Raw genomic sequence first — 26,857 nt, forward strand, 5'->3', positions numbered from 1 at the left:
GCCCTGGGACAGGGTTTCGGTCACGTTCATTGTTTCGTTCCGCCAACTGCTCGTTAATTCAAAAATCCAAACGCGCGCCGTCGGGTTGCCCGCCGCCGCGCTTGAGAAATCCGGCCAAGTCTGGTGCGGGCGGAGGGACTCGAACCCCCACGACTTTCGCCGCTGGAACCTAAATCCAGTGCGTCTACCAATTCCGCCACGCCCGCCGACCCGATGCGCTGCGCGCGAGCAAACGCAGCGCCGCCATCGTTGGGCCGCGGTGCTATACGCATTTCAGGCGCGGCATGCAGCAAAAAAATGCGACGGTTCTGCGAAGCCGTTGAATCAGGGGCGCCATACCGGCCTCTCGCCAGATCGCGCGCCACGGATTATGCCGCTTGCCATGACCGACAGAAGCGCTCGCCGTCCTCCTTCTCACAGTTGCCAGGCGACCATGCCGACACGGCGCATCGTGCTGGCGGGACTGGGCGCCTGTGCAGTCCTGGGCGAGGCCGGCGCACAATCCTTGCCGGCCACCACCCCAGTGAAGTCCCTGACGGAGAACGCCGATTCAGCCGCGCCGCCGAACCGGAACCTCGTTGCCGGCCCGGCGAAGATACGCCTGCGGCCACCTCCGGCCCCGGAGAGCGAAGTCTGGGCCGTCGACGGTGAAACGCCTGGGCCCGTATTGCGGATCAAGCTGGGACAGACGCTGCGGCTCCGGCTGGAGAACCGAACGACGAAACCGCTGAGTCTGCATTGGCATGGCCTACGCGGATCGTCCGAGATGGATGGTGTCGGAGGCTTCAGCCAGCAGCCGATCGCGCCGGGAGCCAGCTTCGAATACCGGCTGACGCCGCCCGATTCGGGCTTCTTCCTGTATCGCCCTCTCCTCGTCGGCGGCTCGTCCGAGCCGGCAGGACGCGGCCTGGCTGGCCTGCTCATCGTTGAGGAGACTGAGCCGCCACGCGTCGATCTCGACCTGCCGGTGGTGGTGACCGACTGGCTGCTGGGCGACGACCAATCGATCCAGCCCTTTGACGCGAAGGGGCCCGAAGGAGCCGCCGCCGGCCGGCTCGGCAACTGGATCACCGTCAATGGCAAGGCGCCGCCGCAGCGCATCGCGGTGCTCCCTGGGGCACGCGTTCGGTTGCGCCTCGCCAATGCCTGCAATGCCCGGATCACGCGGCTGCGTTTCGACGGCATCAAGCCCTTCGTCATGGCCGTCGACAGCCAGCCGACCGATAATTTCGAACCCGTGCGCGCTCAGCTGCCCTTCGCCCCCGGCACGCGCTACGATCTCGTCTTCGACATGCCGGACGAAGCGGGGGCCACAGCAATGGTCACGGCGCTGACCGGCTCGGGCGTTCCTCTGCTGCGCTTCGTCGCGGAGGGAGCAAGGCAGGCGGCGGCAGGCGAGATCGCTGCGCTCAAGCCGAATCCGGCCTTGCCGCTCGCCGTGCGACTGCAGGACGCCAGGCGTAGCGAAGTCGTCGTGACCGGCGGAGCCAAGGTCACCGCCGACAGCAAACTGGACCTCTCCGGCCTCGATCTCGCCCGGCCCTGGGCGATCAACGGTGCAGTCGGCACGCCTGATGCCAAGCCCCTCTTCAGCGTCAGGCGCGGCGCGCCGGTGGTGATCGCGATCGATAATCGCACTGCCTTCCTGCAGCCGATCCATGTCCACGGCCATAGTTTTCGCCTGCTGCATCCGCTCGACGACGGCTGGGAGCCCTATTTCCTCGATACCGTCCAGATCCCCGAAGGGCGGCGGCTGCACATCGCCTTCATCGCCGACAATCCTGGCCGCTGGCTGATTTCGTCGACCGTGCTGGAGCGCTTCGATCTCGGTCTCTGGACCTGGTTCGAGGTGACCTGAGCTGCGGCCCCGGCTTGACCTCAGCCGGACGAGCGACCTAAGCCCGCCACCAGCAACCGCATTGGAGCCGCCATGTCCGCCAACGCCATCGTCACGATCGGCGCCGACCTCGCGAGGCCGGTCCGCTTCGGCAACGCCCTGCCGCTTGCCCTGATCGCCGGCCCCTGTCAGATGGAAAGCCGCGAGCACGCGCTAGAAATCGCGCTTGCGCTCAAGGAGATAGCGGCAAGACTTGAGATCGGACTGGTCTTCAAGACCTCCTTCGACAAGGCGAACCGGACCAGCGTCAAGGGGCAGCGCGGCATGGGCCTCGAGGCCGCCCTGCCCGTCTTCGCCGAGATCCGCGAACGCACCGGCCTGCCGGTCCTGACCGATGTGCACGAGGCCGGGCAATGCGCCGCCGTGGCCGAGGTCGTCGACGTCCTGCAGATTCCTGCTTTCCTGTGCCGTCAGACCGATCTGCTGGTTGCTGCCGCACAGACCGGGCGCGTCGTCAACGTCAAGAAGGGCCAGTTCCTGGCCCCCTGGGACATGGTCAACGTCGCGGCCAAGATCACCGAGAGTGGCAATCCGAATGTCATGGTCACCGAGCGCGGAGCGTCCTTCGGCTACAACACGCTTGTCACCGACATGCGGTCGCTGCCGATCATGGCCGACGGCATCGGGGCACCGGTGAYCTTCGACGCGACGCATTCCGTCCAGCAGCCGGGCGGCAAGGGCGCCTCCACAGGCGGTCAGCGCGAATTCGTGCCCGTGCTGTCGCGGGCCGCGGTCGCGGTCGGCGTCGCCGGCCTCTTCATCGAGACCCATCCCGACCCCGACAATGCGCCGTCGGACGGCCCCAACATGGTGCCGCTCGCGGACTTCCCTGCGCTGATCGCAGAGCTGCAAGGCTTTGATCGGCTTGCCAAGGCGAGGCGCGCGCCGGTTTAAGGCCGTATGGACAAGCCCGTTACCGCAACCAAGCCCGCCTCGCTGCGCCCGCTGATCCTGGTCCTCGGGGCCTGCGGCTTCGCATCGACCTTCACCATGCGGATCCTCGATCCGCTGGTGCCGACACTGGCAGCCGAGTTCGGCCGGACGATTGCGCAGATCGCCGCCATGGCAACTGCGTTCTCCTTTGCCTACGCGGTCGGTCAGCCCTTCCTGGGCCCGATCGCGGATTCGGTCGGCAAGCTGCGGACGATCAGTGTCTGCCTCGGCTTGCTTGCCCTGCTCTCGATGGCTGCCGCCTTCTCCCTGTCCTTCGACGTACTGACGGTGATCCGAGCGAGTACGGGCATCGTTGCCGGCGGCGTCATCCCCATCGCCATGGCCGCGATCGGCGACCGCGCGCCAATGGCCGAGCGGCAGGTACTGCTCGGACGCTTCCTTGTCCTGATGATCGTCGGGCAAATGGCCGGGGCCGCCTGCTCGGGCGTCATCGCGGAGCATTTCGGCTGGCGCAGTGTCTTCGTGATGGCCGCTGCCATGGCGGCGGCTGCAGCGCTTCTGGTCATCGTCGTGCTGAAGCCGCGCCCGGACGCGGCACGGCTGCCGCTCAGCTTTGCGGGCGCGCTGGCGAATTACAGATCCGTCTTCGCCAACCCGCGCAGCAAGCTGCTCTATGCGATCGTCATCACCGAGGGCAGCCTGATCTTCGGCATGCCGCCCTATGTCGCGGCGATCCTGCAGGAGCGCTCAGGGATCGGCCCCTCGCTGGCCGGGCTGGTGATCGCCGGAACCGGGCTTGGCGGCATCATCTACGGGATCCTGACCCGCATCCTGGTCGAGCGCCTCGGACCGGCCCGCATGACGGTCACCGGCGGGCTCCTGATGGCGACGGGCTATGTGCTGTTCTCGCTGCCCTTCTTACCCTGGTGGAGCGCGGTTGGCCTGTTCACCCTGAACGGGTTCGGCTTCTTCCTGATGCACGGCACCTTCCAGGCTCAGGCGACCGAGCTCGCTCCGACAGCGCGCGGCTCGGCCGTCTCGCTCTTCGCCTGCGCGCTGTTCCTTGGCCATGCGATCGGCCCCGTCGCCATGGGCATCGCGCTGCATCTGCTCGGCACGACAGGCGCGATCCTGCTCTTTGCGGCAGGGATCGGCCTGCTTGGCATCGTGACGCCGCGCATCCTGCCGCTGGCAGGCTCGCGGACCTGAACTCAGCGGCCGCGGTAAGGAGCGACGCCCTGATCGGGCAGCCAGAGCCCCTTCGGCGGCTCGCCGGTCTGCCAGAACACATCGATCGGGATGCCGCCGCGCGGGTACCAATAGCCGCCGATGCGGAACCATTCCGGCTCGAGCAGCTCGACCAGTGTTTTGCCGATATTGACGGTGCAATCCTCGTGGAAGGCTCCGTGGTTGCGGAACGACCCGAGATAGAGCTTCAGCGACTTCGATTCGACCAGCCATTGGCCGGGCAGATAATCGATGACCAGGATGCCGAAATCGGGTTGGCCGGTCACCGGGCAGATCGAGGTGAATTCCGGGCATGTGAAGCGCGCGAGATAATTCGTGCCGGCATGCGGATTGGGCACACGGTCGAGGCGGGCCTCCTCGGGAGATTGCGGCAGTGCACTGGCATGGCCCAGTTGCAGGGTCGAGGCGTCGATCGTCATGGTCATGGCTCCTTGAAGGCGGCCTTCTAGAGCCTCGGGCGCGCCCGCGCCACCGGCCAATCGCCGCGACGCCTCTTTCCGTTACGCCTGCGCTTGGCTAGAAGCGCGGCATCCTTCCGTTTCGCCTCGCACCGGAGCCTCCCATGACCGCGATCATCGACATCATCGGCCGCCAAATCCTCGACAGCCGTGGCAATCCGACCGTCGAGGTCGACGTCGTGCTCGAGGATGGCTCGATGGGCCGCGCCGCGGTCCCCTCCGGCGCCTCGACGGGCGCGCATGAAGCCGTAGAGCTGCGTGACGGCGACAAGAGCCGCTATCTCGGCAAGGGCGTGCTGAAGGCCGTCGAAATCGTCAACACCACGATCGCCGAAGCCCTCGTCGCCATGGATGCCGAGGACCAGGCCGCGATCGACCAGACCATGATTGATCTCGACGGTACGCCGAACAAGAAGAAGCTCGGCGCCAACGCCATTCTCGGCGTCTCGCTCGCCGTCGCCAAGGCCGCAGCCGAATGCTCGGGCCTGCCGCTCTATCGCTATGTCGGCGGCACCTCCGCCCGCGTCCTGCCCGTGCCGATGATGAACATCGTCAATGGCGGCGCCCATGCCGACAACCCGATCGACTTCCAGGAATTCATGATCATGCCGGTCGGCGCGCCTTCCTTCGCGGAAGCCCTGCGCATGGGCGCCGAGGTCTTCCACACGCTGAAGAAGGCTCTGCACGACGCCGGCCACAACACCAATGTCGGCGACGAGGGCGGCTTCGCGCCGAACCTGAAATCGGCCGAGGCTGCGCTCGATTTCGTCATGCAGGCGGTCGAGAAGGCCGGCTACCGGCCGGGCGAAGACATCGCGCTGGCACTCGACTGCGCCGCGACGGAGTTCTTCAAGGACGGCTCCTACGTCTATGAAGGCGAACGCAAAACCCGCGATCCGAAGGCGCAGGCCAAATACCTCGCCAAGCTCGTCGGCAACTACCCGATCGTCTCGATCGAGGACGGCATGGCCGAGGATGACTGGGAGGGCTGGAAGGCTCTGACCGATCTCGTCGGCAGCAAGTGCCAGCTCGTGGGCGACGATCTCTTCGTCACCAACGTCACCCGCTTGTCGCAGGGCATCAAGAGCAAGACCGCGAACTCGATCCTGGTGAAGGTCAACCAGATCGGCTCGCTGACCGAGACGCTTGCCGCCGTCGAGATGGCGCAGCGCGCCGGCTACACCGCGGTGATGTCGCACCGCTCGGGCGAGACCGAGGACGCAACGATCGCCGATCTCGCTGTCGCCACCAATTGCGGGCAGATCAAGACGGGCTCGCTTGCCCGCTCCGACCGTACCGCGAAGTACAACCAGCTGCTGCGCATCGAGGAAGAACTCGGCGCCCAGGCGATCTATGCCGGCCGCTCGGCGCTGAAGGCGCTGGCCTGAAGCTGAAGGCGCCTGCTCTCACCAACTAGGCAGGAGCTGGCTTGCCGTCGAGACCGTCCAGGTCCCGGCGGCACCGACCCGATCGGCGAGGCCGCCCAGCGCGCGGCCGGCCCGCGTAACGCCGTCTGGCAGTTCCAGTCCCAGCAGGCTTGGCCCGCGCGTTGAAGCGACGGCCGTCGTGGCGTCCCCCGCGGAGGCCGCCAGTTGCAGCGGTGGCGAAATCGGCAAAGGCTGCGCTGCCGCGACGCTTGGCTTGCTCCGCTCGCGCGGGACCGTGTGCGCCGCCGCAGTGACGGGCGCGCTGCTACGTTGCGGTTCAAAGCGAGCCAAGGCGGGTGTCGTGCCGGCTGGCAGCGCCCAGGCTGTCGCCATCGGCATCAGCAACGTCGCCGGCACAGCCAAGGCCCTGGTGGGCGAGACGGACTCCGCATTGCCGGCGCTCATCTGATCGCGATGCCGCTCCAGGAACTTGCTCACGGGCGCTTCCGAGGCATTTGCAAGCTCGGCATCAGGCTGCGACGCCCGGACGATCTGCTCAGCCATGGTCGCGCGATGGGCAGCTCCGGACTGGATCTGAAGAAAGGCCAGAACTCCGGCGGCAGCCACGGAGGCCGTGACCGAAACCGCGACCTGGCCGCCGAAGCTGCGCAGAACCCGGCCGATCGCCATCTTCGTCGTATCGTCGTTCATGAGTTCATCCCTTGGTCGCCTCGAGAGAAGAGGCCGGACACGGCGACAAAATGGCGCAGCCGGGGAGCAATTGCGGCCCTCGACAGATTTCCCATCCCGCGACGGGTGCGGGCGCGCCATGCAGCATCGGGCGTATCGCGATTGTGCGATGCGGGATTAATCGAAGCATGGACAAGATCGCCGACGCTTCGCTGATGGATCAAAAGGCAGTACGGCTGCGCTGGCGTCTCGCCGTCATCGGCATGCTGTGCAGCGTGCTGATCTTCGGCTCGAACTTCGTGATCAGCCGCCACGCCGTGCTCAACGGACTGAGCCAGCACGATCTGCTAGCCCTGCGCTTCACGACCGCTGGTCTTCTGCTGTTGCCAATCTTCCTCAGGGATGGGGGCTTGGCGACATGCGGCGGCGTGACCTGGCGGCGCGGAATCTGGCTCGCGATCACCAGCGGCTTTCCGATGACCTATCTGATGCTGACCGGGCTGACGCTAGCCCCGGCGGCTCATGGCGCCACCATCGGCCCTGGAACGGTGACGCTGATCGGCATCGCAGGAAGTGTCGTGCTGTTTGGCGCCATGCTGACGCGGAACCTGATCATCGGCGTCATCGGAGTTCTCGCAGGCCTGGCCTGCCTCGGCATAGCCGGCAGCACCGCTTCGACGGCCGGCACCTTGCGCGGCGATCTCTGCTTTCTCGGCGTCGGGCTGCTCTGGGGCTTCTACCCGCTGCTGATCCAGCTCTGGAAGGTGAACGGGCTAAAGGCGGCGGCGATCGTCTCGGTCCTGTCGATGGCCTATCTGCCGTTCTACTTCCTGTTCTATTTCCGCGGCTTCGATGTCGCGCCGTGGTGGGTGCTCGTCGCGCATGCGCTCAACCAGGGCGTGCTCAACGTCATCATCGGCCTGTGGATCTGGGGCTGGGCGGCACATGTGCTCGGCGCCTCCGTCGTCGGGCGTTTTCCCCCTTTGATCCCGGTGACGGGCACCCTGCTCGCCATCCCGATCCTGGGCGAGATCCCGGGCCCGCTTCAGGTGGTGGGCTTCATCCTGATCATTGGCGGCCTATTCATCGCGTCATGGCGCCGCCCGACGCGTGCGACGGGCAATAGTCATCAGGCCCAGATTCCAGCCGACGCAAAGCAGAAGCCCGAGGCCGAGCGCCGGCCATGAGCCGAGCGGCACCGCCGTCAGGTGAACAAGGCCAAGCGCAAGGCCGAATCCGAGAAGGCCGAGCGCGCAGTTGGCGATGACGGCCGCCGTCGCGGGGCCACCAATGCGCGGCTGTAGCATCGCGATGAGGCTCGACAGAACGATGGGAAAAGCCGCCAGCACGCCGGACCAACCCGGGCCGACGCGTGCGCTGATGGTCGTCACCGTCCCCGCCAGCCCGGCGACGCAAGCGGCGCGCAGCGGGATCGCGTACCAGGGCCGCCCGGGAGGCGCCGCCGGCCGCGCCGCCAGATACGGCCTGAAGAGCATGTGAAGGCCGGCAAAGACCGCCACAGTCAGTGCAGYCATAACCATGACCGGCGGCGTGAGCTGCCGCAGCACGATGGCAATCGTGAACCACGTCGCCAGCCCCGTCACGAGGCTCGCCACCATGCCGAGGCGCTGGGCGAGCAGGACATAGACCAGCGCCAGACCGGCATTTGAGAGATTGGCAGCCATGCTGCCGAGCGCACCGGCGGCGATGAAGGCCGGGTCGTGGTCGAGCGCCAGAAAGACATAGACCGGCCCGGCCGAAATCGGCAGCGTCGCGATCAGGGCCGCAACGAGCGGACCGGTCCGCTCGGCCAGCAGCGAGCAACCGACGACGATCGCTGCCGCGGTCGCCATCTTGAGCAGCAGCATGCCGAGCCAGGGGTCGATCATCGCTCCAGCCGGGACTTGGCTGTCGCAATCGCGATCATGCCGGCTCGCCCTTCGCCCAGCCTTCCTTGGTCTCCGCGATGAAATTGACCAGCGTTCCGGCCGCGATCGCAGYGCGCAGCCCGGCCATCAGATCCTGATAGTAGGCGAGATTGACCCAGGTCAGCAGCATCTTGCCGAGCATCTCGTCGGCCTTGACGAGATGGTGCAGATAGGCGCGCGCATAGCCGTTGGCAGCCTGGCAGCTCGACTGCGCGTCGATCGGCCGGGGATCGTCGGCGTGCTTGGCATTGCGCAGGTTCATCCGGCCGAAGCGGGTGAAGATCTGGCCATGGCGCCCGGCACGGGTCGGCATCACGCAGTCGAACATGTCGATGCCGCGGCTCACCGACTCGACGATATCGTCGGGAGTGCCGACGCCCATCAGGTAGCGCGGGCGCTCCTGCGGCAGATGCGGCTCTACCGTCTCGATCATCGCGAGCATCACGTCCTGCGGCTCGCCGACCGCAAGGCCGCCGATCGCATAGCCCTTGAGGTCCATGTCGACGAGCGACCTGGCACTCTCGACACGCAGGGACGGCACGGAACCGCCCTGGACGATGCCGAAGAGCGCCCTGCCCGCGGGATTGCCGAAGGCCGTCTTGCAGCGTTCGGCCCAGCGCAGCGACAGGCGCATCGCCTTCTCGGCGACGATATCCTCGCATGGCAGCGAGACGCATTCGTCGAGCTGCATGACGATGTCGGAGCCGAGCAGGTTCTGGATCTCGACCGAGCGCTCGGGCGAGAGCATGTGGCGCGAGCCGTCGATATGCGACTGGAAGGTCACGCCCTCCTCGGTCAGCTTCCGAAGCTGGGAGAGCGACATCACCTGGAACCCGCCGGAATCGGTGAGGATCGGGTGCTGCCAGTTCATGAAACTGTGCAGGCCGCCAAGACCCGCGATGCGCTCCGCGCCGGGGCGCAGCATCAGGTGATAGGTATTGCCGAGCACCACATCGGCGCCKAGCGCCTTGACCTGCTCGGGATACATTCCCTTCACGGTCGCGGCTGTGCCGACCGGCATGAAGGCCGGGGTGCGGATTACGCCGCGTGGCATGCGGATCTCGCCGGTACGGGCAGCGCCGTCCCGACCGAGCAGATGGAAGCTGAAATCGGTTGTCATGCGCAGCGAGGTAGCGCAGCCGCAGCGACAACGGAAGTGCAGCGCACGCCGGCCCACCGTGACGGCACGGCCGAGCCCGGCATGGCCATGGTCCTGGATCAGCGCGGGAAGGCCGCCTCGTAGAGCGCCGGCTTGAAACCGACCAATGTCCGCGAGCCAAGGTCGAGCACCGGCCGCTTGACCAGGGAGGGCTGCGCCAGCATCAAGGAAATTGCCTTGCCAGTGTCGAGCCCCTGCTTGTCGGTATCGGCCAACGCCCGAAACGTGGTGCCGGCGCGGTTCAGGATCGTTTCCCAGCCATGTTCCGCGCACCATGCCTCGAGACTGGCGCGCGCCACGCCAACGGCCTTGTAGTCATGGAAGCGATAGGCGACCCCGTGCTCGTCCAGCCAGGTTCGGGCCTTCTTCATCGTGTCGCAGTTCTTGATGCCGTAAATCGTGATCGCCATGTCGCCCTCTGCCTGAACGCCTTGGTCTAGGCAGGGATTGGGCCAGGCTCAACCGACGCGCGCCTTCTCCCCCAGAAAATCGAGCAACGCCCGGATACGCGCCGGCAGAGGTCCGCCCTGCCCGAGATAGACGGCGTGCACCTCCTCGAGATCGCCCGGATTGCTCTCCTCCAGAACCGGCCGCAGTCTTCCGGCCCGAATATCCTCGCGCACGGTGAAGGTCGCCAGCCGCGCGAGCCCCACCCCCGCGACAGCCAGATGCCGCAATGCCTCGCCATCGCTGGTCTGCGTGCTGCCGACGATCGGGACGGTGACGGCTTGACCGCCATCGAGCAGCGGCCAGCCTTCTATGGTGCGGGCGTAGCAGAGGCCGATACGGTTATGGCCGTCGAGTTCCGCGACACTCTTCGGCTCGCCGAACCGCTCCAGATAGATCGGCGCCGCGACGATCGTCATGCGGGTCGCGCCGAGCTTGCGGGCGATGAGATTGGAGCTCTTCAGCGGACCGGCCCTGACCGCGACATCGGTACGCTCTTCCATGAGGTCGATGATGGCATCGGTCTGCACGAGGTTGAGCGTCACGCCCGGGTAGCGCGCCAGGAATTCCGGCACGACCGGCGCGAGAATATGCGTGCCGTAGGAGGCGTTGGTATTGAGGCGAATGCGGCCCGCCGGGCTCTCGCTGGAGGAGGCGCTACGCTCCGCCTCGTCCAGGTCGGCCAGGACACGGATGCTGCGCTCATAAAAGATGCCGCCTTCGGGCGTGAGCTGGAGCTTGCGCGTCGAGCGGTTGACCAGTCTCGTGCCAAGGCGGCTCTCCAGCCGGGCGACGAGCTTGCTGACGGCCGAAGGCGTCATCCGGAAGGCACGGGCCGCCGCCGAGAAGCCGCCGAGCTCGACGACCCGGGCAAAGACCTCCATCTCGCCGGAGCGGTTGATCTCCAAACGCGCCATGATGAATTCATCTCACAAATGATATTCCTTGCGGCAGTCTAACGCACGATGCTGCAGCGCGCCATCTTGCCGCGAGACATCCTCCCGTCTTGCGGACAACCACCATGCCCATTGCACTCTATGCTCTCACCGCCGGCGCCTTCGGCATCGGCGTCACCGAATTCGTCATCATGGGACTCCTGATCGAGGTMAGCGCCGATCTCGGCGTCTCGATCGCTTCGGCCGGCCTGCTGATCTCCGGCTATGCGCTGGGCGTCGTCGTGGGGGCGCCGCTGATGACAGCCTTCACCGCGCGCTGGCCGCGCAAAACCGTGCTGCTCGCCCTCATGGTCATCTTCACGCTCGGCAACGCCGCCTGCGCTCTGGCTCCGGACTACGGACTGCTGATGGCAGCGCGCATCCTCACCGCCTTCGCGCATGGCACCTTCTTTGGCGTCGGCTCGGTCGTCGCCACCGGCCTGGTGCCGCAGGAGCGCAAGGCCTCTGCCATCGCGATCATGTTCACCGGCCTGACGATCGCCAATATCCTCGGTGTGCCGTTCGGCACCTGGCTCGGGCAGCAGCTCGGCTGGCGCGCCACCTTCTGGGCTGTGACGCTCGTCGGCATCGTCGCGCTCGCCATCATCGCGGCCTTCGTGCCGAAGGATAAGGCGGCACCGGAGGCGAGCGACTGGCGCACCGATTTGAAGGCGATGGCGCAACGCCCCGTACTGCTCGGCCTGCTGACGACTGTCMTCGGCTTTGCCGGCGTCTTCGCGGTCTTCACCTATATCGCGCCAATCCTGACCAGGGTGACCGGGCTCGGCGATAGCCTGGTCTCACCGGTCATGCTCGTCTTCGGGGGTGGGTTGATCATCGGCAACCTGATCGGCGGGCGGCTGGCCGACCGTTACCTGGTCCCGACGGTGATCGGCAGCATGCTCGTCCTGGCGCTGGTGCTCGGGCTGATGACCTTCGCCATTCACGACGGCATCGCAGCCACCATCTTCGTCGGGCTGCTCGGCGCCGCCGGCTTCGCCACCGTCCCTCCCCTTCAGATCTGGGTGCTGGAGAAGGCTTCCGGGGCTGGCCAGAGCCTCGCCTCCAGCCTCAACATCGCCGCCTTCAATCTCGGCAATGCGCTCGGCGCCTGGGCGGGCGGCGCGGTGATCGACCATGGGCCCGGCCTGACGGCCGTCCCCCTCGTCGCAGCGCTGATGCCGATCGGCGGCCTCGTGGTCGCCCTCTGGAGCCTGCGCCTCGATCGCAAAGCCGCGGTCACGGCACCGGCCCTGAGTGGCTGCTGAGCGATTTCATCCAACCAGACTTATCTGCTCCATCACACCACCAAGGAGAGCCATCATGGACTATCGTAATCTCGGAGCATCCGGCCTCAAGGTCCCCGCCCTCAGCTTCGGCGCCGGAACCTTCGGTGGCCAGGGTCCGCTCTTCGGCGCCTGGGGCACCACCGACGCCAGAGAAGCCCGGCGACTGGTCGACATCTGCCTTGAGGCCGGTCTCACCCTGTTCGACACCGCCGATGTCTATTCCAACGGAGCGTCCGAGGAGGTGCTGGGCGAGGCGATCAAGGGGCGCCGCAACGAGGTGCTGATCTCGACCAAGACCAGCCTTCCGATGGGCGATGGACCAAACGATGCCGGATCGTCGCGCCCGCGCCTGATCAAGGCGGTCGAAGATGCGCTCCGCCGGCTCGGCACCGAGCATATCGACCTGTTGCAGCTCCACGCCTTCGATGCCCATACGCCGATCGAGGAGGTCCTGTCGACGCTCAGTGACCTCGTGCGCGCCGGCAAGCTCCGCTATGTCGGCGTCTCCAACTTTGCCGGCTGGGAGCTGATGAAGTCGCTCGCACTCGCGGAGAGGCATGGCTACCCGCGCTATGTCGCGCATCAGGTCTATTACTCGCTGGTCGGGCGTGACTACGAATGGGAACTGATGCCGCTCGGGCGCGACCAGGGCGTGGGCGCATTGGTCTGGAGCCCGCTCGGCTGGGGCCGCCTCACCGGTAGGCTGCGCCGCGGCCAGCCGCTGCCGGAGGGAAGCCGCCTGCACCAGACCGCCGAGTTCGGTCCGCCGGTCGACGATCACAGGCTCTATGCGGTGGTCGATGCGCTCGACGAGGTCGCCAAGGAGACCGGCCGATCGGTACCGCAAATCGCGATCAACTGGCTGCTTCAGCGCCCGACCGTGTCGAGCGTCATCATCGGCGCCCGCAACGAGGAGCAGCTCCGGCAGAATCTCGGAGCGGTCGGCTGGTCGCTGACTGCAGAGCAGATCGCACGGCTGGATGCAGCAAGCAGCGTGACCGCGCCTTATCCCTATTTTGCCTATCGCCGTCAGGCGGGGTTTGCGCGGCTCAACCCGCCCATCGTCTGAGACAGCAGGACAAGCCAGCCTGACGCCCGAGCGGCGTCAGGCATTGACTGCCAGCGCAGCCACAACGGTCATGGTGAGCAGGGCGATCTGCGTCAGCTGAAGTTCGCCCTGACGGATCCAGTAGCCAAACCAGAGCCCGCCGCTCATCATCGACAGCCAGACCAGCGCCATCACGCCCAGCCCCGCAGTCGAGAACCAGATGCCCCGCGCCGGAGCCGCGGCAGTCAGGCAGGCACGGATCAACTCAAACCCACCAAGGCCGAGCAGCGCTGTCGCAAGGGCCTGCATCGCGAGGATTGCGGCAAGCGCGAGAACAGACCAGTGATCGCAGCGCAGCGCCCGCCGGAGCAGCGGCGTCGGGATCGCGGGCTCCTCCCTGAGTGGCGTCATCGCCAATGTTCGCGCAATGGCGCCGGCCGCCCCACGGAAGTCGCCAATATTGTTCAGGACCGTGATCGCCGACCAGAGCGAAAGACCGCAGACCAGCATCGTCTTGAACAGCAGGATCGCTGAGGGCAGATCAGGCACGATCCACGTCTCCGGCAGGTTTTGAAGCGCGTTTGAGGAGGACCTGCATCTGCCGGGCGGACTGAATGTCGCCTCGCCGCTCGGCCGCCGAAATTCCACGCTGCCACGCTGTGCACGCCGCTTCCGTCCGCCCCGCCAGCAACCGGGCGCGGCCAAGCAGCGCCCATGCCGCCGAATAATCAGGATCAAGCGCGACCGCGCGCTCGAGGTGTACGATCGCGGCCGGGCCGTCGCCGCTCTTCAGGCAGGCGGCGCCAAGGGCGAAGCGGAGGATGTGGCTCTCGGCGCCAGCCGCGAGCCGCGCCGAGAGCCGCTCAGCGAGTCCCATCATCGGCTCAGGCCGGCAAGCGCGACGCGACCACATCCCAGTCGACGAGATGATCGACGAAGGCCTGGAGGTAATCGGCACGGCGGTTGCGATAGTCGACATAATAGGAATGCTCCCAGACATCGCAGCCGAGCAGCGGCGTCTGGTCATGGACCAGCGGGTTGATCGCGTTGGCTGATTTGGTGACGGCAAGACGCCCTTCCCGCGTCTGCACCAGCCAGACCCAGCCGGAACCGAACTGGGCAAGGCCCTGCTTCACGAACTCGGCCTTGAAGGCATCGATCGTTCCGAAGTCGCCCTTCAGCCGGGCTTCCAGCCTGCCGGGCATGCCGCCGGCATCGGGCCTTAGCGAGGGCCAGAAGAAATTGTGGTTCCAGTGCTGGCCGGCATTGTTGAAGATCGCCTCTGCGCCCGGTCTTTCGAAGGAGCCGCGAATGATCTCCTCAAGGCTCAAACCTTCGAAGGCCGAGCCCGGAACAAGCTCGTTGAGCTTGGTGACGTAAGCTTGATGGTGCTTGCCGTGATGCAGGTCCAGCGTCTCTGCCGACATGACGGGCGCCAACGCATCGAGGGCGTAAGGCAGGCTCGGAACCGTGAAGGGCATCGTCATCTCCAGCGCAGCTTGCAGCGGGTTGCTGCAAGCTCTATAAAACAAGTATTGACTTGGAATATTGGCGCTCCTGAAATATGTCAAGCTACGACTTGGAAAATGCATCATCACTGCCCCGTCCGCCGGCTGACCGGCTGCTGACCCTGCTGAAGACACGCGGCGCACAGACCGCGGCTGATCTGGGAAGGGCGCTTGGCACCACGGGCGAGAACGCGCGGCAGCAACTCGCGAAGCTCGCGACCGAAGCCCTTGTCGAAACCGAGACCGTGTCCCGAGGTGTCGGCCGCCCAACCCAGTTCTGGCGTTTGACCGACAAGGGTCAGGCGCGCTTCCCCGACAGCCATGCGGAGCTCACGGTCAGCCTGTTGCGGTCCGTGCGCGAACTCCTGGGGGCAGACGCGCTCGACCGTTTGATCAACGCCCGCGAAACCGAGATGCGAACCGCCTATCAGGCAGCCATGGCGGGCGCCGAAGGGCTGGAGGCCCGCATTGCGGCGCTCACCGAGATCCGGAGCCGCGAAGGCTATATGGCCGAATGGCAGCGATCGGACGATGGCTGGCTTCTGATCGAGAACCACTGTCCGATCTGCGCCGCGGCGTCGATTTGCCAGGGGTTTTGCCGCGCCGAACTCGCGATCTTCAGAGACGCGCTCGGACCGGGCTGTTCGGTCGAACGAGAGGAACACATCCTTCATGGCGCGCGGCGCTGCGCTTACCGCATTCGACCTTCAACATAGCGGGTGCAGCGGCCAGCGCCCCAGAATCTCGTATCGGCCTTGTCCCTGGAAACTCTCGATCAGGACAAAGTCGCGGGCAACCCAGCCGATCGGCCGCTCGAGCCCCATGGGAGGTACGAGTTCGCGGTCGTATAATATGGTCACATGGGGCGTCGAACCTGCCTGACCACCCGGTTTCAGCCCGACCCTCTTGAGCGCTCGATCGATGTTGCGGCGCAGTGTCGAAAGCGCGGCGAGATCCTCCCCGCAGCACAGGACAAGGGCGTGAGGTTCACCGCCGCTGAAACTGAGGAACCGGTCAAGGCTCACGGCGAACTGATGGGCCTCGACCATTCGGCCGGCTTCCAGCGCTGCGGCGATGATTTCCCTCGGCAATTCGATGAAATTGCCGACCTTGTTGAGCGAGACATGGAGCAGGCTCGGCGGGCGCAGCCGACCGTGCAGCTTGAACTCGGCGCGAAGGTCGCCGGCGAGATGGGAAATGTAGCTCGCTGTGTCCGGCTCCGGCAGGAGCGCGAAGAAGATTGCGACGCTTTCGCGATTGCCTGCCCGCGGGGGGCCGCGAAGGTTCTGCGGAAGACTGAGATCCGGAAACGACAGATCACACGCGTCGACAGGTGTCATCTCGCACCTCGCTCTCGACCTGTCCGGCAAGACGCCCGACCGCTACCGCAGCACGAAATCCGATACGCTTGTCCTGCTGCCCGCTAGCCAGGCCCTCCAATCGCAGCGCGACCGACCTCAGCGCCCGATGCTCGCCGGAGGGGGACCAGGGCGCGCACTCGACCAAGAGATTTTGGAGCTTTCAAGGCAATCGTGATCCGGGCTTCGCCTCGTTCAGCGCCTCGCTGTGGTCTGCGAGCTCGCGCGCCAGTCCAGGCCTCAGGATCTGCGCGAGACGGGCTTGGGCCTGACGCCAGACCGGCAGGGCCTCCTGTAACCGCCGTACGCCGGCTTCGGTCAGCCACACTGCACGACGCCGCAAGTCTGCCTCCACCACCGCGATCTCGATCAGCCCCTCGCGTTCCAGCGTACGCAGATTGCGCGACAGCGTGGATTGCTCGAGCCCGGTCCGCTGAGCGAGTGCGCCGAGCGTATCGTCGCCGATGGTCGCGATCTGCGCCATCAGCCCGGCTTGCGCCGCGGTAAGGCCAAGGGCCGCCATGTCCCGATCGATGAACAGCGAAATGCGTCGCGCCGCCAGCCGGGCATTCCAGGCCGGGCAAGCGTCGACCAGGGCGCGAGCCTCGCGTCGCAGGCTGCCTTGCGATTGCTTCCCAGCTCTCATGGTTATATGCATCTACAATACATGTAGATGCATGGAAATGGGCGTCGCGCGATCCGGGCGCCTCGTTCCCCACGTGGCAGACGTCCAATGGCCTCATTCGTCCTGAAGCGCGTCTACGACCACCGGGCCGCCAATGACGGCAAGCGCATCCTGGTCGACCGGCTTTGGCCGCGCGGCATCTCCAGGGACAAGGCGCATATCGACCTCTGGCTCAAGGAGATCGCGCCGAGCAATGCCCTGCGGAAGCAGTTTCACGGCAAGCCGGATGATTGGGATGCGTTCCGCGCGGCCTATGCGGACGAATTGACGAGCGAAGCGGCGCAAGCGGCCACCAGGGAGCTTTTCCGGCATCTGCGCGAAGGTCCGGTGACCCTGCTCTACGCGGCGCGTGACGAAGAGCGGAACAATGCGGTTGCGCTCAAGATCTGGCTCGAACAGCAGGGCGCCTGAGATGAACCACCCGGACCGAACCATCCTGGACCTCGTCGGCAACACCACCCTCCTCGCGCTGCGGCGGATCGCACCGGCAAACGGCGCCCGGATCCTGCTGAAGCTGGAAAGCGAAAACCCGACGGAGAGCATGAAGGACCGCATGGCGCTGGCGATGGTCGAGGCCGCCGAAGCGGACGGCCGCCTGAAGCCGGGAGGTTCCGTCGTCGAATATACCGGCGGAAGCACGGGCGTCTCCCTCTCGCTGGTCTGTGCCGTGAAGGGTTACCCGCTGCATATCGTGACCTCGGACGCGTTCGCGCGAGAGAAGCTCGAGCATATGAAACTGCTGGGCGCCCAGCTTCAGATCATTCCCAGTGAGAGCGGCCGCATGACCGAGAAGCTCACCCGCGACATGATCGAAGCCGCACGGGTCCTTGCCGCCGAGACCGGCAGTTTCTGGACCGACCAGATGAAGAACCGCGACCAGATGGCGGCCTATCACCGGATGGCTGACGAAGTCTGGGCGCAGACGAAGGGAAGGATCGACGGCTTCGTCCAGAGCGTCGGCACCGCCGCCTCGCTCCGCGGAACCGGCGAGGCGCTGCGCCGGCACAATGCCGCGATCGCAATTGCGGCCGTGGAGCCCGCCGAATCCCCGGTGCTGTCGGGCGGCGCGACCGGAGCCCACAAGATCGACGGGATCGGCGCCGGCTATGTCATGCCGCTCTGGGAGAAGGACATCGCCGACCGGATTGATCTGGTTTCGACCGAGGAGGCTGCCACCATGGCCCGCCGCCTCGCCCGAGAGGAAGGCCTCTTCGCGGGAACGTCGACGGGAGCCAATGTCGTCGCAGCGCTACGCCTCGCCGAGCAGTTCGGCCCCGGCGCGACCATCGTCACCGTGATGTGCGATACCGGTATGAAATATCTCAGCAAGCACTGAGGCGCTGCCGGCCGACGCACGACACTCCGTTCTTGTCCGGTGGGGATGGAATGGGCGCCGAAAGCGCCTTGAAGTCATCGCGACGCCCTATGCCCTGCATTTCAGGCCATGAGCCTGGGCAGCGCCGATGCCAGCGCATCGACGGCGAGACGTACCTTGCGCGGCAGGTGAGGCGTCTGCAGCCATAGCGCGTAGTTGTCGAACACATATCCCGGCTCATTCAGCAACAACGGCACAAGCTTGCCTGCCTGAATGCGCTCCTGAATCAGCCAAGATGGCAGCCAGGCAAGGCCCAGGCCGGAAGCTGCGGCATCGGCCACGGCATCAAGGTCGTCGAGCCGCAACCGGCCGACCGGCGCAACCTCCACCGGTGGCTGGCCCTCGCGCGCGAACAGCCACGGATGGATCCAGCCCGGCCGGCTGTAGATGATGGCGTGATGCCGGCCGATCTCCTCGATCTGCCCGGGCCGGCCGTGTGTCTCGAGATAGGACGGCGACGCGCAGACGAGCATCCGGTGACGCGCGATGCGTCGCGCGATCACGCCTGTCTTGTTCGCTAGCTCGCCTGTCCGGATGGCGAGATCGTAGTTCCCTTCGGCAAGATCGACGATGCGGTCGCTGAACGACAGATCAAGTTCCAGCGCGGGATGGCGCCGCGCAAGCTCCAGCAGGATGGGCGCAACGCAGCATCGGCCGAGGAGCGCAGGCATGGTGACACGCAGCTTTCCGCGCGGTTCTGAAAGCTGGTCGGCAGCGAGCGCATCTGCAGCCTCGGCTTCGGCCAGAACGACGCGGCAGCGATCGTAATAGGTGCGCCCGAAATCCGTCAGGCTCTGGCGGCGCGTGGTGCGGTTGATGAGGCTCACGCCCAGCCGCTCTTCCAGGAAGCGGACATGCTTGCCGACCATCGGCCCCGACAGATCGAGAGCCTCGGCGGCAGCCGCGAACGAGCCTAGGTCAACGGCTTTGACGAACACGGTCATGCTCGTAAGGCGATCCATCTTTCAGAACCCATAGTTTCGACTGATCTTCCGATTCGGCCATTTATCCGCGGCGCAGCCCGGACGCATAGCTTATTCCGTTCAAATAATTTGGAGTTACAGCCTATGGCACGCGTCGTTCGCTTTCATGAGCATGGTGGTCCCGAGGTCTTGCGCATCGAAACCGTGACGGTTCCGGCTCCCGGCCGAGGCGAGGTGCAGATCCGGGTCAAGGCGCTCGGGCTGAACCGCGCCGAGGCGTTGCTGCGCGCCGGCACTTATATCGAGACACCGACTTTGCCGTCCGGTCTCGGCCTTGAGGCAGCAGGCATCGTTGAAGCCGCCGGCGACGATGTGGAAGGGTTGGTACTTGGCGACGCCGTCAGCGTGGTGCCACCCGTGTCGATGGTGCGCTGGCCCGCCTATGGCGAGCTTGCCACGTTTCCAGCCGAACTCGTCGTGAAGCATCCGCCATCGCTCAGTTTCGAAGCGGCTGCCGCCTTCTGGATGCAGTACCTCACCGCCTATGGGGCGCTTATCGACATCGCCAAGCTCCGCAGGGAGGACTTTGTCGTCATCACGGCTGCATCAAGCAGCGTTGGACTTGCCGCGCTCCAGATTGCCAAGATGGTGGGCGCGACCACGATCGCGGTCACGCGCACCTCAGGCAAAAAGCAGGCCCTGCTCGCCTTTGGCGCGCCCCATGTCGTCGCTTCAGCCGAGGAAGATCTGGAAGCGCGGCTGTCGGACATCGCTGGCCGGAATGGTGTACGCGTCGTGCTCGATCCGATCGGCGGCCCGATATTCGGCCCGCTGACGGCCGCGATGTCGCGGGGTGGCATTCTCGTCGAATATGGCGGCTTGAGCCCTGAATCGACTCCCTTCCCGCTCTTCGCCGTCCTCAGCAAGACGCTGACGCTCCGCGGCTACCTCGTACACGAGATCCTCAGTGATCCCGCGCGGCTCGAGGCGGCCAAGGAGTTCATCCTCGACGGGCTGGCGTCCGGATCGCTTCAGCCGACCATCGACAGGATCTTTCCGTTCGACCAGATCGTCGAGGCGCACCGGTTCCTGGAGTCGAACGAACAATTCGGCAAGATCGTCGTGACGATCTGATCGCTCGTGCGTTCTCCCGCCGGAGGCGCGGCGACTCCAAGGACCGGACTTCGCCGCGAAGTCTATTCGCATCGAGCGATCGAATGAATTTCAGGCTATATTTATCCGCTGTGAGGCACAGTATCGAAATGTAATATCCTACGAACGACTTCACCCTTTTCCATCAGAGCAATTCTTCATAGAATTTCATACCACTGGCCCAGGCGGCCAATTTACCCTAGTGGATGCCACCCGGCGTGCTCGTTTGAAATTTTTTGCTTGGATGTCGAAATCCGGGATTGGGCAGCGTTCTTGGGGCATCGAAACCAAGCTGAATGGCCCAACCCTGATGATTTTTCCGATTACCTCGATCTATGCGATCCCCCTGGCCGTGATCTTTCTGGTCCTGTGGATCGGCGTCACCAAAACCCGCTCGGCATTGAGCGTCTCCATCGGAGATGCAGGCAATGCCAATCTGCACGAACGCATCCGCCGGCATGGCAATTTCGTCGAATGGGTGCCGATGATCCTCATCTTGATGGTGCTGGCCGAGGGCCAGGGCGCCGGCCCGCTCTGGCTCCATGCCGCCGGGCTGCTGGTCGTCATCGGGCGGATTTTGCACCCCATCGGACTGCGCGCCAATGCCCCCACCCATCCCCTGCGGATCGCGGGTAACTCCGCCTGCATCCTTGCGACACTGACGCTGACCGCGGCCCTCGCCCTCGCGGCGCTTGGCTCTCGCCCCTGACACCTCCCCGAACCTGCCCAACACCGGAGACCTGACATGCAGTACATGGCGCTGATCTATAGTGACCCGTCCCTCGAGCCAGCCTATGGCACGCCTGAATTCGAGGTGATGATGAAGGGGTATTTCGACTTCAACGAAACCCTGAAGGCGGCGGGCGCTTATGTGGCGGGCGAAGGCCTGAAGGATGTCGAGACCGCCACGAGTCTGAGGATTCGCGGAGGCAAGGTGGAGACGATGGATGGCCCCTTTGCCGAGACCAAGGAACGCCTCGGCGGGTACTATATTTTCGAGGTTCCCGACCTGGATGCCGCCCTGCACTTCGCAGCGATGATCCCGTCGGCGGCCTATGGGACGATCGAAGTGCGGCCCGTGATGGACTACGACGCCTGATGTCGGAGGCCGCCCCCGATCCCCGATCGGTTTCCTGCGCCATCGAGAATATGGTGCGGATGGATCGGGGGCGGCTTCTGTCTGCGCTGATTGTTCAGCTGAAGAATTTTCAGCTTGCCGAGGACGCGCTGCAGGACGCCCTGGCCTCGGCGGTGGTGCATTGGGGAAGGACGGGGCTGCCTGCCTCGCCTCAGGGCTGGCTCTTGAAGGTCGCGCTGCGCAAGGCGATCGATCGCTTGCGCAAGTCGGCCCGTGAGGACCGCAAGGCTGGCGAGATCGCCCGGCTTTCCCTAGCCGAAGCAGCCGAGACGACGACCGAGGATATTGCCGACGAACGCCTGCGGCTGATCTTCACCTGCTGCCATCCGGCGCTGGAGCCCAAGACCCGGGTCGCACTGACGCTTCGCACCCTGGGCGGATTGAGCACGGCCGACGTTGCCGCTGCTTTCCTCGACAACGAAACCACCATGGGCCAGCGCCTCTCGCGGGCACGGGCAAAGATACTCGCCGCCGGCATTCCCTATGCCGTACCCGGACCGGAAGCCTGGGCAGAGCGGCTGCAATCCGTCCTGACCGTCGTCTATCTCATTTTCAACCAGGCCTATTCGGGCACGGACGAATCTCACGCCAGTCCTTTGGGTGAAGAGGCCATCTATCTTGCGCGCATGTTGAATGGCCTGCGTCCGGACCAGGCCGAAATCGAGGGACTGCTGGCGCTGATGCTGATCACCGAAGCCCGCCGCGCGGCACGGCTCGATGCCGGCGGAACCAGCGTCCCACTTGCAGTGCAGGACCGTAGGCTTTGGGATGGCGCCCGGATTGCCGAAGGGCTGGCCTTGCTCGATCGTGCAGTGGCGCGACGCGCGCCGGGGGCCTTTCAGATCAAGGCGGCGATTGCCGCCTTGCATGTCCAGGCGGAGYCGCCCGACTGGCCGCAGATCGTCCTGCTCTATGATAGCCTGTTGCGGATCGAACCGACGCCGGTCGTCCGGTTGAACCGCGCCGTGGCATTGGCGGAAGCTGGCGCACTCCAAGCAGGCTTGCACGCTCTTGAGTTGCTTGCCTCAGCGCTCTCGGCCTATCAGCCGTTTCATGCGGCACGTGCCGAATTGCTGTCCCGCTCGGGCCCGACCGACGCCGCGCTTGCGGCCTTTGATCGCGCCATCGGCCTTGCGTCCAGTCCATCGGACGCGGTCTTTCTCAGGTGCCGCCGGGATCAGGTCGCCCGGCACGCGGCAGAGACATCTTAGGGACCGCACTGGCGGTCAATCTGATCCCAAATCCGGCGGTGAAGGAGCCCCTCAGGAGTTGGTCAAAGCCATGGCCTCGACAATCTGAGGAGCGCTATCGGCGATCAAAGGTCGTTGTCGCATGCACATACTCGCATACCCGCGAGCGGTGGGTGCTGGCCTGCTGCCGCCGCTCGCCCTCACTCCACTCGATTGTTTGAACAACGAATAACCAATGGACATTTCTCGCAAATCTAATCTGTAACCGCAAAAACTCCGACATCAGGACTGTCAAAAAGTTGGGGTCCTGATTTCAAAGGCAAGATCACCGGACCGTTGCCGAACCCGTCTCAGTATTCTTGAGAAGCCTGCCGGCGTCTGACTGCAGCCTCAACCATCAAGCAACGCTCCCCCTTTCCTTCGGGCCAGCCTGGGGAGCCGCTTGCAACAGGATGATCAGAAGCGGGACAATGACGACCATTCCGGCGGCCAGCATCACTCCGGATACGCCGGATACAGTCAATATCCGGGCGCCGAGGATGGCTCCGAAGCCGATCGCCGAATTGATGACCGCCGAGTCTATCGCGGCAGCGGACATGACTGTCGAACCGGCCGCGCGCAGGATCCAGGTCTGCAGGCCCGCGAACAGCGCCGCGATGGCGGCGCCCCAGATGACGAGCAAGACGAAGACTCCACCTGTTCCTAGCTGAGGACMGAACCATCCAAGGCCAACAAGCGCCAGGCACAAGGCAAAAAGCCCTGCAGTGATGATGGACTTCATGAAGCGGTCGATGAGAAAGCCGGTCAGGATGTTCCCAATGAATCCTGCTCCCCCAAAGCCGAACAGCAACACACCGATCATGACCTGGGGAAGATCCGAAATCTCTCCGAGGAATGGTTCGATGAAAGTGTACGCTGCGAAATTCGCCGCCGCCATGAATGCCGTTACAGCATAGATCCCCAGCAGGTCATGTCTGCGGAACACCGATCCAAGCTCTCTCCATCCTGCCGGCGATCCGGGCTGCATTTTGGGAAGAACTGCGATCATCAGGACCGAGGTAAGCAGCCCGACTGCGCCAATTAGACCAAACGCTGCACGCCATCCACTCGCCTGACCGACGAGGTTCGCGAGCGGCACGCCGACAACGGTCGCCATCGAGATCCCGCCGAATATGATTGCGGTTGCAACACCCATACGGTGGGACGGTGCAATCTGTGACGCGACCGCAGCCGCCATGGCCCAGAAGAAACCGAGAACGACAGCGCCCACCGCGCGTGCCAGCAACAACCCGTCGAAGCTGTGGGAAATCATCGCCGCAAGATTGGTCGCGGAAAGAATGAGCATCAAGACGATGAGCAATGGCTTGCGAGGAAACTTCTGGAGCAGAACGACCGACAACAGGCCGCTCGCGGCGCCGATCCAGGCATAGAGCGTCACCGTGAGCCCGACCGCGGCCTGATCTCGTCCCAGATCAAGGGCGATCTGGGACAGCAGCCCGATCGGCGCGAACTCGGTCGTGACCATTGTGAACGAGGCGATGCCGAGCACGATTACCGCAAGCCAGATGCGGAGCGGAGAATCCGTATCTTCAGGTCTCATTGTAGGAGACCGCTTGCAAGGCCCAGTGGACTCCTGCCCTTGATGACCTTCCGGTTCGTTTTACGCCTGTCCTCATCGACGAACGCGGCCCTGAGGCCGTTGTCTGCCAGGGTCAATTGCTCCTCTGCGGTCCGGCCCAATCCCTCGGCCGAGGGGATGAGATTTTCGCTTACGTGACCTCTAAAATACGTTGGATCACCGGAGTTGACCGGAACGCAGATGCCGGCATGGAAGAGCCGGCGCAGATTGTGATGTTCGAGGCCGGGAAAGACCCTCAGCGCGACATTCGAGCGGGTCTGAATCACTCCCACTCGATCGTACCGGGCGGCTTCGACGTCACGTCGTAGACGACCCGGTTGATGCCCTTGACCTCGTTGATGATACGAGTCGCGGTGCGGCCGAGGAAGGCCATGTCGTAGGGATAGAAATCGGCCGTCATGCCGTCCACCGAGGTGACGGCACGCAACGCGCAGACATGGTCGTAGGTTCGGTGGTCACCCATCACGCCGACGGTGCGCACCGGCAGCAGCACGGCAAAAGCCTGCCAGATCACGTCGTAGAGACCGGCCTTGCGGATCTCCTCGAGGTAGATCGCGTCGGCCTTGCGCAGGATGTCGAGCTTTTCCTTGGTGATCTCGCCGGGGCAGCGAATGGCGAGGCCCGGCCCCGGGAAGGGATGGCGGCCGACGAAGGCCTCGGGCAGGCCAAGCTCCCGGCCCAGCACGCGGACCTCGTCCTTGAACAGCTCGCGCAGCGGCTCGACGAGCTTCATCTTCATGCGCTCGGGCAATCCGCCGACATTGTGGTGCGACTTGATCGTCACCGAGGGCCCGCCGGAGAAGGAGACGCTCTCGATCACGTCGGGATAGAGCGTGCCCTGCGCCAGGAAATCGGCACCGCCGAGCTTGCGCGCTTCCTCGTCGAAGACCTCGATGAAGAGGCGGCCGATGGTCTTGCGCTTGGCCTCCGGATCGGAGCCGCATTTGGCGAGCTCGGCGAGGAAGAGTTCCTCAGCCTCCACATGCACGAGCGGGATATTGTAGCTGTCGCGGAACAGGCGCACGACCTCTTCCGCCTCGTTCATCCGCATCAGGCCGTGATCGACGAAGACGCAGGTGAGCTGGTCACCGATGGCCTCGTGGATCAGCACGGCGGCAACGGCGGAATCGACGCCGCCGGAAAGCCCGCAGATCACCCTGCCCTTGCCGACCTGCGCACGGATCTTGGCGATGGTCTCGGAGCGATAGGCGGACATGCTCCAATCCGGGACGCAGCCGCAGATATCGACGACGAAGTTGCGCAGCAGCTTGGCGCCGTCCGGCGTATGCACCACCTCCGGATGGAACATGGTCGAATAGAAACGCCGCTCCTCGTCGCTCGCCACCGCAAAGGGCGCGTTCTCCGAGGTCGCCTTGACCGAAAAACCAGCCGGCAACTGCGTGACGCGGTCGCCATGGCTCATCCACACCGGAAAGCGGCCGCCCTGGTTCCAGACCTCCCTGAACAGTGCCGAGGGCGCGACGATCTCGACATCGGCGCGGCCGAACTCGGCCGCATGCCCGCCCTCGACCTTGCCGCCGAGCTGATGCGCCATGGTCTGCTGACCATAGCAGATGCCGAGAAGCGGCAGGCCCGCCGAGAAGACTTCCTGGGGCGCACGCGGCGAATTTTCATCCGGCACCGAGGCCGGCCCGCCGGAAAAGATGACACCCTTCGGCTTCATCCGCTGAAAGGCCTCGGAGGCCGACTGGAACGGCGCGATCTCGCAATAGACGCCGATCTCGCGTACGCGACGCGCGATCAGCTGCGTGACCTGGCTACCGAAATCGATGATGAGGATGGAGTCGTGGGGCTTGCTCGTCATCGCGCCCGGTTACGCCATCACGCGCGCAGGCGCAACGGCGCAAGCGCGCCTCAGGCCTCGCGCCTGACGCAAGCCAGATAGAATCCGTCCGTCCCGGTGCGCTGCGGCGACAATTGCAGGCCAAGCGCGGTCGAGAACCGCGCGAGCAAAGCAAAGTCGCCTTCCCTCGACGACAGGATCTCCTGGCTCGGCACGAGGGTGAAGCCGGGGTGGCGCTGCAGGAACCCTGAAACGGCCCCGTCATTCTCATCCGGAAGCACCGAGCAGGTGACATAGGCAATACGACCGCCGGGTTTCACCAGGCGGGCTGCGCGCGCCAGCACCTCGGCCTGGTCCTTGATCCGCTCGGCGAGCGCGCCCGGTCTGACGCGCCATTTTGCGTCGGGATTACGCCGCCAGGTGCCGGAACCGGTGCAGGGCGCATCGACCAGGACGAGATCGGCCTCGCCAATGACTTCGCTGAGGGATTCATGGCCGCGGCTGCGCGGGACGCGGATCTGGACGATACTGGCGCCCGAGCGCGCCAGACGCTCATGCAGTGGCGCCAGACGACGGCTATCGAGATCGGTCGCGAACAGGCGACCCTGATTCTGCATCTGGGCAGCGAGAGCCAACGTCTTGCCTCCGGCGCCGGCGCAGAGGTCGACCACGGTCTCGCCGTGCTTGGCGCCGGCCAGTAGCGAGACGAGCTGCGAGCCCTCGTC

30 protein-coding genes and 1 tRNA gene are annotated in these 26,857 nt (G+C 65.1%); 14 read left to right on the top strand and 17 right to left on the bottom strand.

The window, feature by feature from the left end; all coding sequences use genetic code 11:
• Positions 1–121: 121 nt before the first annotated feature.
• Positions 122–206 (bottom strand) — tRNA-Leu (locus tag AC1DRP_RS17125).
• 227 nt (positions 207–433) lie between these two features.
• On the opposite strand from AC1DRP_RS17125, the gene AC1DRP_RS17130 reads away from it, so the two are divergent.
• From AC1DRP_RS17130 to AC1DRP_RS17140, 3 genes are all read left to right on the top strand, one after another.
• Complete coding sequence (locus AC1DRP_RS17130) at positions 434–1,858, top strand: multicopper oxidase family protein (protein WP_476769055.1); 1,425 nt, start codon at positions 434–436, stop codon at positions 1,856–1,858.
• Between the two features lie 72 nt (positions 1,859–1,930).
• A complete protein-coding gene (kdsA, locus tag AC1DRP_RS17135) occupies positions 1,931–2,791 on the top strand; it encodes a 3-deoxy-8-phosphooctulonate synthase (protein ID WP_476769056.1) in 861 nt (286 codons plus the stop codon).
• Between the two features lie 6 nt (positions 2,792–2,797).
• Positions 2,798–4,000 (top strand): MFS transporter, encoded by a 1,203-nt coding sequence (locus tag AC1DRP_RS17140; RefSeq protein WP_441505497.1) that lies wholly within the window; start codon positions 2,798–2,800, stop codon positions 3,998–4,000.
• A gap of 2 nt (positions 4,001–4,002) precedes the next feature.
• Here AC1DRP_RS17140 and queF read toward each other — a convergent pair whose 3' ends face one another.
• Positions 4,003–4,458 carry a preQ(1) synthase gene (queF, locus tag AC1DRP_RS17145; RefSeq protein WP_441505496.1) on the bottom strand — a complete coding sequence of 152 codons (456 nt, stop codon included), beginning with the start codon at positions 4,456–4,458 and terminating at the stop codon, positions 4,003–4,005.
• Between the two features lie 143 nt (positions 4,459–4,601).
• Between queF and eno the strand changes: the two genes are divergently transcribed.
• On the top strand, positions 4,602–5,885 hold the full coding sequence (gene eno / locus AC1DRP_RS17150) for a phosphopyruvate hydratase (RefSeq protein WP_069880643.1): 1,284 nt from the start codon (positions 4,602–4,604) through the stop codon (positions 5,883–5,885).
• An 18-nt stretch (positions 5,886–5,903) separates the two neighbouring features.
• Here the strand turns inward: eno and AC1DRP_RS17155 are convergent, their stop codons facing one another.
• Complete coding sequence (locus tag AC1DRP_RS17155; RefSeq protein ID WP_441505495.1) at positions 5,904–6,575, bottom strand: hypothetical protein; 672 nt, start codon at positions 6,573–6,575, stop codon at positions 5,904–5,906.
• A 167-nt stretch (positions 6,576–6,742) separates the two neighbouring features.
• On the opposite strand from AC1DRP_RS17155, the gene AC1DRP_RS17160 reads away from it, so the two are divergent.
• Positions 6,743–7,741 carry a DMT family transporter gene (locus AC1DRP_RS17160; protein WP_441505494.1) on the top strand — a complete coding sequence of 333 codons (999 nt, stop codon included), beginning with the start codon at positions 6,743–6,745 and terminating at the stop codon, positions 7,739–7,741.
• Here AC1DRP_RS17160 and AC1DRP_RS17165 read toward each other — a convergent pair.
• The 4 genes from AC1DRP_RS17165 to AC1DRP_RS17180 all read right to left on the bottom strand — a co-directional run bounded on the left by AC1DRP_RS17165 (position 7,646) and on the right by AC1DRP_RS17180 (position 11,005).
• The gene (locus tag AC1DRP_RS17165) at positions 7,646–8,443 is read right to left on the bottom strand and encodes a hypothetical protein (protein ID WP_476769057.1); all 798 of its coding nucleotides are present in this window, start codon (positions 8,441–8,443) and stop codon (positions 7,646–7,648) included. The two genes, AC1DRP_RS17160 and AC1DRP_RS17165, sit on opposite strands and share 96 nt — an antisense overlap.
• 34 nt (positions 8,444–8,477) lie before the next feature.
• Positions 8,478–9,602, bottom strand: coding sequence for a tRNA guanosine(34) transglycosylase Tgt (gene tgt / locus AC1DRP_RS17170; RefSeq protein ID WP_476769058.1), 1,125 nt, complete (start codon positions 9,600–9,602; stop codon positions 8,478–8,480).
• Between the two features lie 98 nt (positions 9,603–9,700).
• Positions 9,701–10,051 (bottom strand): ArsC family reductase, encoded by a 351-nt coding sequence (locus AC1DRP_RS17175; protein ID WP_441505491.1) that lies wholly within the window; start codon positions 10,049–10,051, stop codon positions 9,701–9,703.
• A 48-nt stretch (positions 10,052–10,099) separates the two neighbouring features.
• Positions 10,100–11,005, bottom strand: a complete 906-nt coding sequence (locus tag AC1DRP_RS17180) for a LysR family transcriptional regulator (RefSeq protein ID WP_441505490.1) — start codon at positions 11,003–11,005, stop codon at positions 10,100–10,102.
• Between the two features lie 104 nt (positions 11,006–11,109).
• Between AC1DRP_RS17180 and AC1DRP_RS17185 the strand changes: the two genes are divergently transcribed.
• The gene (locus AC1DRP_RS17185) at positions 11,110–12,291 is read left to right on the top strand and encodes an MFS transporter (protein ID WP_476769059.1); all 1,182 of its coding nucleotides are present in this window, start codon (positions 11,110–11,112) and stop codon (positions 12,289–12,291) included.
• Positions 12,292–12,346: 55 nt separating this feature from the next.
• Complete coding sequence (locus AC1DRP_RS17190) at positions 12,347–13,381, top strand: aldo/keto reductase (RefSeq protein ID WP_476769060.1); 1,035 nt, start codon at positions 12,347–12,349, stop codon at positions 13,379–13,381.
• A 36-nt stretch (positions 13,382–13,417) separates the two neighbouring features.
• On the opposite strand, the gene AC1DRP_RS17195 is transcribed toward AC1DRP_RS17190, so the two are convergent.
• Genes AC1DRP_RS17195 through AC1DRP_RS17205 form a run of 3 tightly spaced genes read right to left on the bottom strand, consistent with a single transcriptional unit; the run spans position 13,418 to position 14,841 of the window.
• Positions 13,418–13,909 carry a DUF2165 family protein gene (locus AC1DRP_RS17195; protein WP_441491894.1) on the bottom strand — a complete coding sequence of 164 codons (492 nt, stop codon included), beginning with the start codon at positions 13,907–13,909 and terminating at the stop codon, positions 13,418–13,420.
• Positions 13,902–14,237, bottom strand: a complete 336-nt coding sequence (locus AC1DRP_RS17200; RefSeq protein ID WP_441491895.1) for a tetratricopeptide repeat protein — start codon at positions 14,235–14,237, stop codon at positions 13,902–13,904. The genes AC1DRP_RS17195 and AC1DRP_RS17200 overlap by 8 nt, the downstream gene beginning before the upstream one ends.
• Positions 14,238–14,244: 7 nt before the next feature.
• The gene (locus AC1DRP_RS17205; RefSeq protein ID WP_476769061.1) at positions 14,245–14,841 is read right to left on the bottom strand and encodes a superoxide dismutase; all 597 of its coding nucleotides are present in this window, start codon (positions 14,839–14,841) and stop codon (positions 14,245–14,247) included.
• An 83-nt stretch (positions 14,842–14,924) separates the two neighbouring features.
• On the opposite strand from AC1DRP_RS17205, the gene AC1DRP_RS17210 reads away from it, so the two are divergent.
• Positions 14,925–15,584, top strand: a complete 660-nt coding sequence (locus AC1DRP_RS17210; RefSeq protein ID WP_441491897.1) for a helix-turn-helix transcriptional regulator — start codon at positions 14,925–14,927, stop codon at positions 15,582–15,584.
• Here AC1DRP_RS17210 and AC1DRP_RS17215 read toward each other — a convergent pair.
• Positions 15,576–16,208 carry a 2'-5' RNA ligase family protein gene (locus AC1DRP_RS17215; RefSeq protein ID WP_441491898.1) on the bottom strand — a complete coding sequence of 211 codons (633 nt, stop codon included), beginning with the start codon at positions 16,206–16,208 and terminating at the stop codon, positions 15,576–15,578. The genes AC1DRP_RS17210 and AC1DRP_RS17215 overlap by 9 nt on opposite strands.
• Positions 16,209–16,389: 181 nt before the next feature.
• Positions 16,390–16,872, bottom strand: a complete 483-nt coding sequence (locus tag AC1DRP_RS17220) for a MarR family winged helix-turn-helix transcriptional regulator (RefSeq protein ID WP_441491899.1) — start codon at positions 16,870–16,872, stop codon at positions 16,390–16,392.
• A gap of 87 nt (positions 16,873–16,959) precedes the next feature.
• Here AC1DRP_RS17220 and AC1DRP_RS17225 point away from each other — a divergent pair, with 87 nt between their 5' ends.
• The gene (locus AC1DRP_RS17225) at positions 16,960–17,322 is read left to right on the top strand and encodes a DUF488 domain-containing protein (RefSeq protein ID WP_441491900.1); all 363 of its coding nucleotides are present in this window, start codon (positions 16,960–16,962) and stop codon (positions 17,320–17,322) included.
• Position 17,323: 1 nt separating this feature from the next.
• On the top strand, positions 17,324–18,247 hold the full coding sequence (locus AC1DRP_RS17230; protein ID WP_476769062.1) for a PLP-dependent cysteine synthase family protein: 924 nt from the start codon (positions 17,324–17,326) through the stop codon (positions 18,245–18,247).
• 101 nt (positions 18,248–18,348) lie between these two features.
• On the opposite strand, the gene AC1DRP_RS17235 is transcribed toward AC1DRP_RS17230, so the two are convergent.
• Positions 18,349–19,248, bottom strand: a complete 900-nt coding sequence (locus AC1DRP_RS17235; protein ID WP_476769063.1) for a LysR family transcriptional regulator — start codon at positions 19,246–19,248, stop codon at positions 18,349–18,351.
• 105 nt (positions 19,249–19,353) lie between these two features.
• Here AC1DRP_RS17235 and AC1DRP_RS17240 point away from each other — a divergent pair, with 105 nt between their 5' ends.
• From AC1DRP_RS17240 to AC1DRP_RS17255, 4 genes are all read left to right on the top strand, one after another.
• Positions 19,354–20,343 (top strand): zinc-dependent alcohol dehydrogenase family protein, encoded by a 990-nt coding sequence (locus tag AC1DRP_RS17240; protein ID WP_476769064.1) that lies wholly within the window; start codon positions 19,354–19,356, stop codon positions 20,341–20,343.
• Positions 20,344–20,563: 220 nt separating this feature from the next.
• A complete protein-coding gene (locus AC1DRP_RS17245) occupies positions 20,564–21,070 on the top strand; it encodes an MAPEG family protein (protein WP_476769065.1) in 507 nt (168 codons plus the stop codon).
• Between the two features lie 36 nt (positions 21,071–21,106).
• Positions 21,107–21,460, top strand: coding sequence for a YciI family protein (locus AC1DRP_RS17250; protein ID WP_476769066.1), 354 nt, complete (start codon positions 21,107–21,109; stop codon positions 21,458–21,460).
• Positions 21,460–22,710 (top strand): RNA polymerase sigma factor, encoded by a 1,251-nt coding sequence (locus tag AC1DRP_RS17255; protein WP_476769067.1) that lies wholly within the window; start codon positions 21,460–21,462, stop codon positions 22,708–22,710. The genes AC1DRP_RS17250 and AC1DRP_RS17255 overlap by 1 nt, the downstream gene beginning before the upstream one ends.
• 376 nt (positions 22,711–23,086) lie before the next feature.
• Here AC1DRP_RS17255 and AC1DRP_RS17260 read toward each other — a convergent pair whose 3' ends face one another.
• From AC1DRP_RS17260 to AC1DRP_RS17275, 4 genes are all read right to left on the bottom strand, one after another.
• A complete protein-coding gene (locus AC1DRP_RS17260; protein WP_476769068.1) occupies positions 23,087–24,289 on the bottom strand; it encodes an MFS transporter in 1,203 nt (400 codons plus the stop codon).
• Complete coding sequence (locus AC1DRP_RS17265; RefSeq protein ID WP_476769069.1) at positions 24,286–24,594, bottom strand: hypothetical protein; 309 nt, start codon at positions 24,592–24,594, stop codon at positions 24,286–24,288. The genes AC1DRP_RS17260 and AC1DRP_RS17265 overlap by 4 nt, the downstream gene beginning before the upstream one ends.
• Positions 24,591–26,153, bottom strand: coding sequence for a glutamine-hydrolyzing GMP synthase (guaA, locus tag AC1DRP_RS17270; RefSeq protein ID WP_441491912.1), 1,563 nt, complete (start codon positions 26,151–26,153; stop codon positions 24,591–24,593). Before guaA ends, AC1DRP_RS17265 begins: the two co-directional genes overlap by 4 nt.
• A 50-nt stretch (positions 26,154–26,203) precedes the next feature.
• On the bottom strand, positions 26,204–26,857 hold a 654-nt coding region (locus tag AC1DRP_RS17275; protein ID WP_476769070.1), incomplete at its 5' end, for an RsmB/NOP family class I SAM-dependent RNA methyltransferase.

The sequence above is a fragment of the Allobosea sp. 01N443 genome (assembly GCF_056399325.1).

Excerpts from the sequence above, each read along its gene's own strand:
- AC1DRP_RS17240 (WP_476769064.1), top strand. The coding sequence starts at position 19,354 with ATGGCACGCGTCGTTCGCTTTCATGAGCATGGTGGTCCCGAGGTCTTG.
- queF (WP_441505496.1), bottom strand. The coding sequence starts at position 4,458 with ATGACGATCGACGCCTCGACCCTGCAACTGGGCCATGCCAGTGCACTG.
- AC1DRP_RS17215 (WP_441491898.1), bottom strand. The coding sequence starts at position 16,208 with ATGACACCTGTCGACGCGTGTGATCTGTCGTTTCCGGATCTCAGTCTT.
- AC1DRP_RS17190 (WP_476769060.1), top strand. The coding sequence starts at position 12,347 with ATGGACTATCGTAATCTCGGAGCATCCGGCCTCAAGGTCCCCGCCCTC.
- AC1DRP_RS17205 (WP_476769061.1), bottom strand. The coding sequence starts at position 14,841 with ATGCCCTTCACGGTTCCGAGCCTGCCTTACGCCCTCGATGCGTTGGCG.
- guaA (WP_441491912.1), bottom strand. The coding sequence starts at position 26,153 with ATGACGAGCAAGCCCCACGACTCCATCCTCATCATCGATTTCGGTAGC.
- AC1DRP_RS17140 (WP_441505497.1), top strand. The coding sequence starts at position 2,798 with ATGGACAAGCCCGTTACCGCAACCAAGCCCGCCTCGCTGCGCCCGCTG.
- AC1DRP_RS17230 (WP_476769062.1), top strand. The coding sequence starts at position 17,324 with ATGAACCACCCGGACCGAACCATCCTGGACCTCGTCGGCAACACCACC.
- AC1DRP_RS17210 (WP_441491897.1), top strand. The coding sequence starts at position 14,925 with ATGTCAAGCTACGACTTGGAAAATGCATCATCACTGCCCCGTCCGCCG.
- AC1DRP_RS17180 (WP_441505490.1), bottom strand. The coding sequence starts at position 11,005 with ATGGCGCGTTTGGAGATCAACCGCTCCGGCGAGATGGAGGTCTTTGCC.
- AC1DRP_RS17200 (WP_441491895.1), bottom strand. The coding sequence starts at position 14,237 with ATGGGACTCGCTGAGCGGCTCTCGGCGCGGCTCGCGGCTGGCGCCGAG.
- AC1DRP_RS17175 (WP_441505491.1), bottom strand. The coding sequence starts at position 10,051 with ATGGCGATCACGATTTACGGCATCAAGAACTGCGACACGATGAAGAAG.
- AC1DRP_RS17220 (WP_441491899.1), bottom strand. The coding sequence starts at position 16,872 with ATGAGAGCTGGGAAGCAATCGCAAGGCAGCCTGCGACGCGAGGCTCGC.
- AC1DRP_RS17225 (WP_441491900.1), top strand. The coding sequence starts at position 16,960 with ATGGCCTCATTCGTCCTGAAGCGCGTCTACGACCACCGGGCCGCCAAT.
- AC1DRP_RS17160 (WP_441505494.1), top strand. The coding sequence starts at position 6,743 with ATGGACAAGATCGCCGACGCTTCGCTGATGGATCAAAAGGCAGTACGG.
- AC1DRP_RS17130 (WP_476769055.1), top strand. The coding sequence starts at position 434 with ATGCCGACACGGCGCATCGTGCTGGCGGGACTGGGCGCCTGTGCAGTC.
- AC1DRP_RS17250 (WP_476769066.1), top strand. The coding sequence starts at position 21,107 with ATGCAGTACATGGCGCTGATCTATAGTGACCCGTCCCTCGAGCCAGCC.
- AC1DRP_RS17155 (WP_441505495.1), bottom strand. The coding sequence starts at position 6,575 with ATGAACGACGATACGACGAAGATGGCGATCGGCCGGGTTCTGCGCAGC.
- AC1DRP_RS17235 (WP_476769063.1), bottom strand. The coding sequence starts at position 19,248 with ATGGATCGCCTTACGAGCATGACCGTGTTCGTCAAAGCCGTTGACCTA.
- eno (WP_069880643.1), top strand. The coding sequence starts at position 4,602 with ATGACCGCGATCATCGACATCATCGGCCGCCAAATCCTCGACAGCCGT.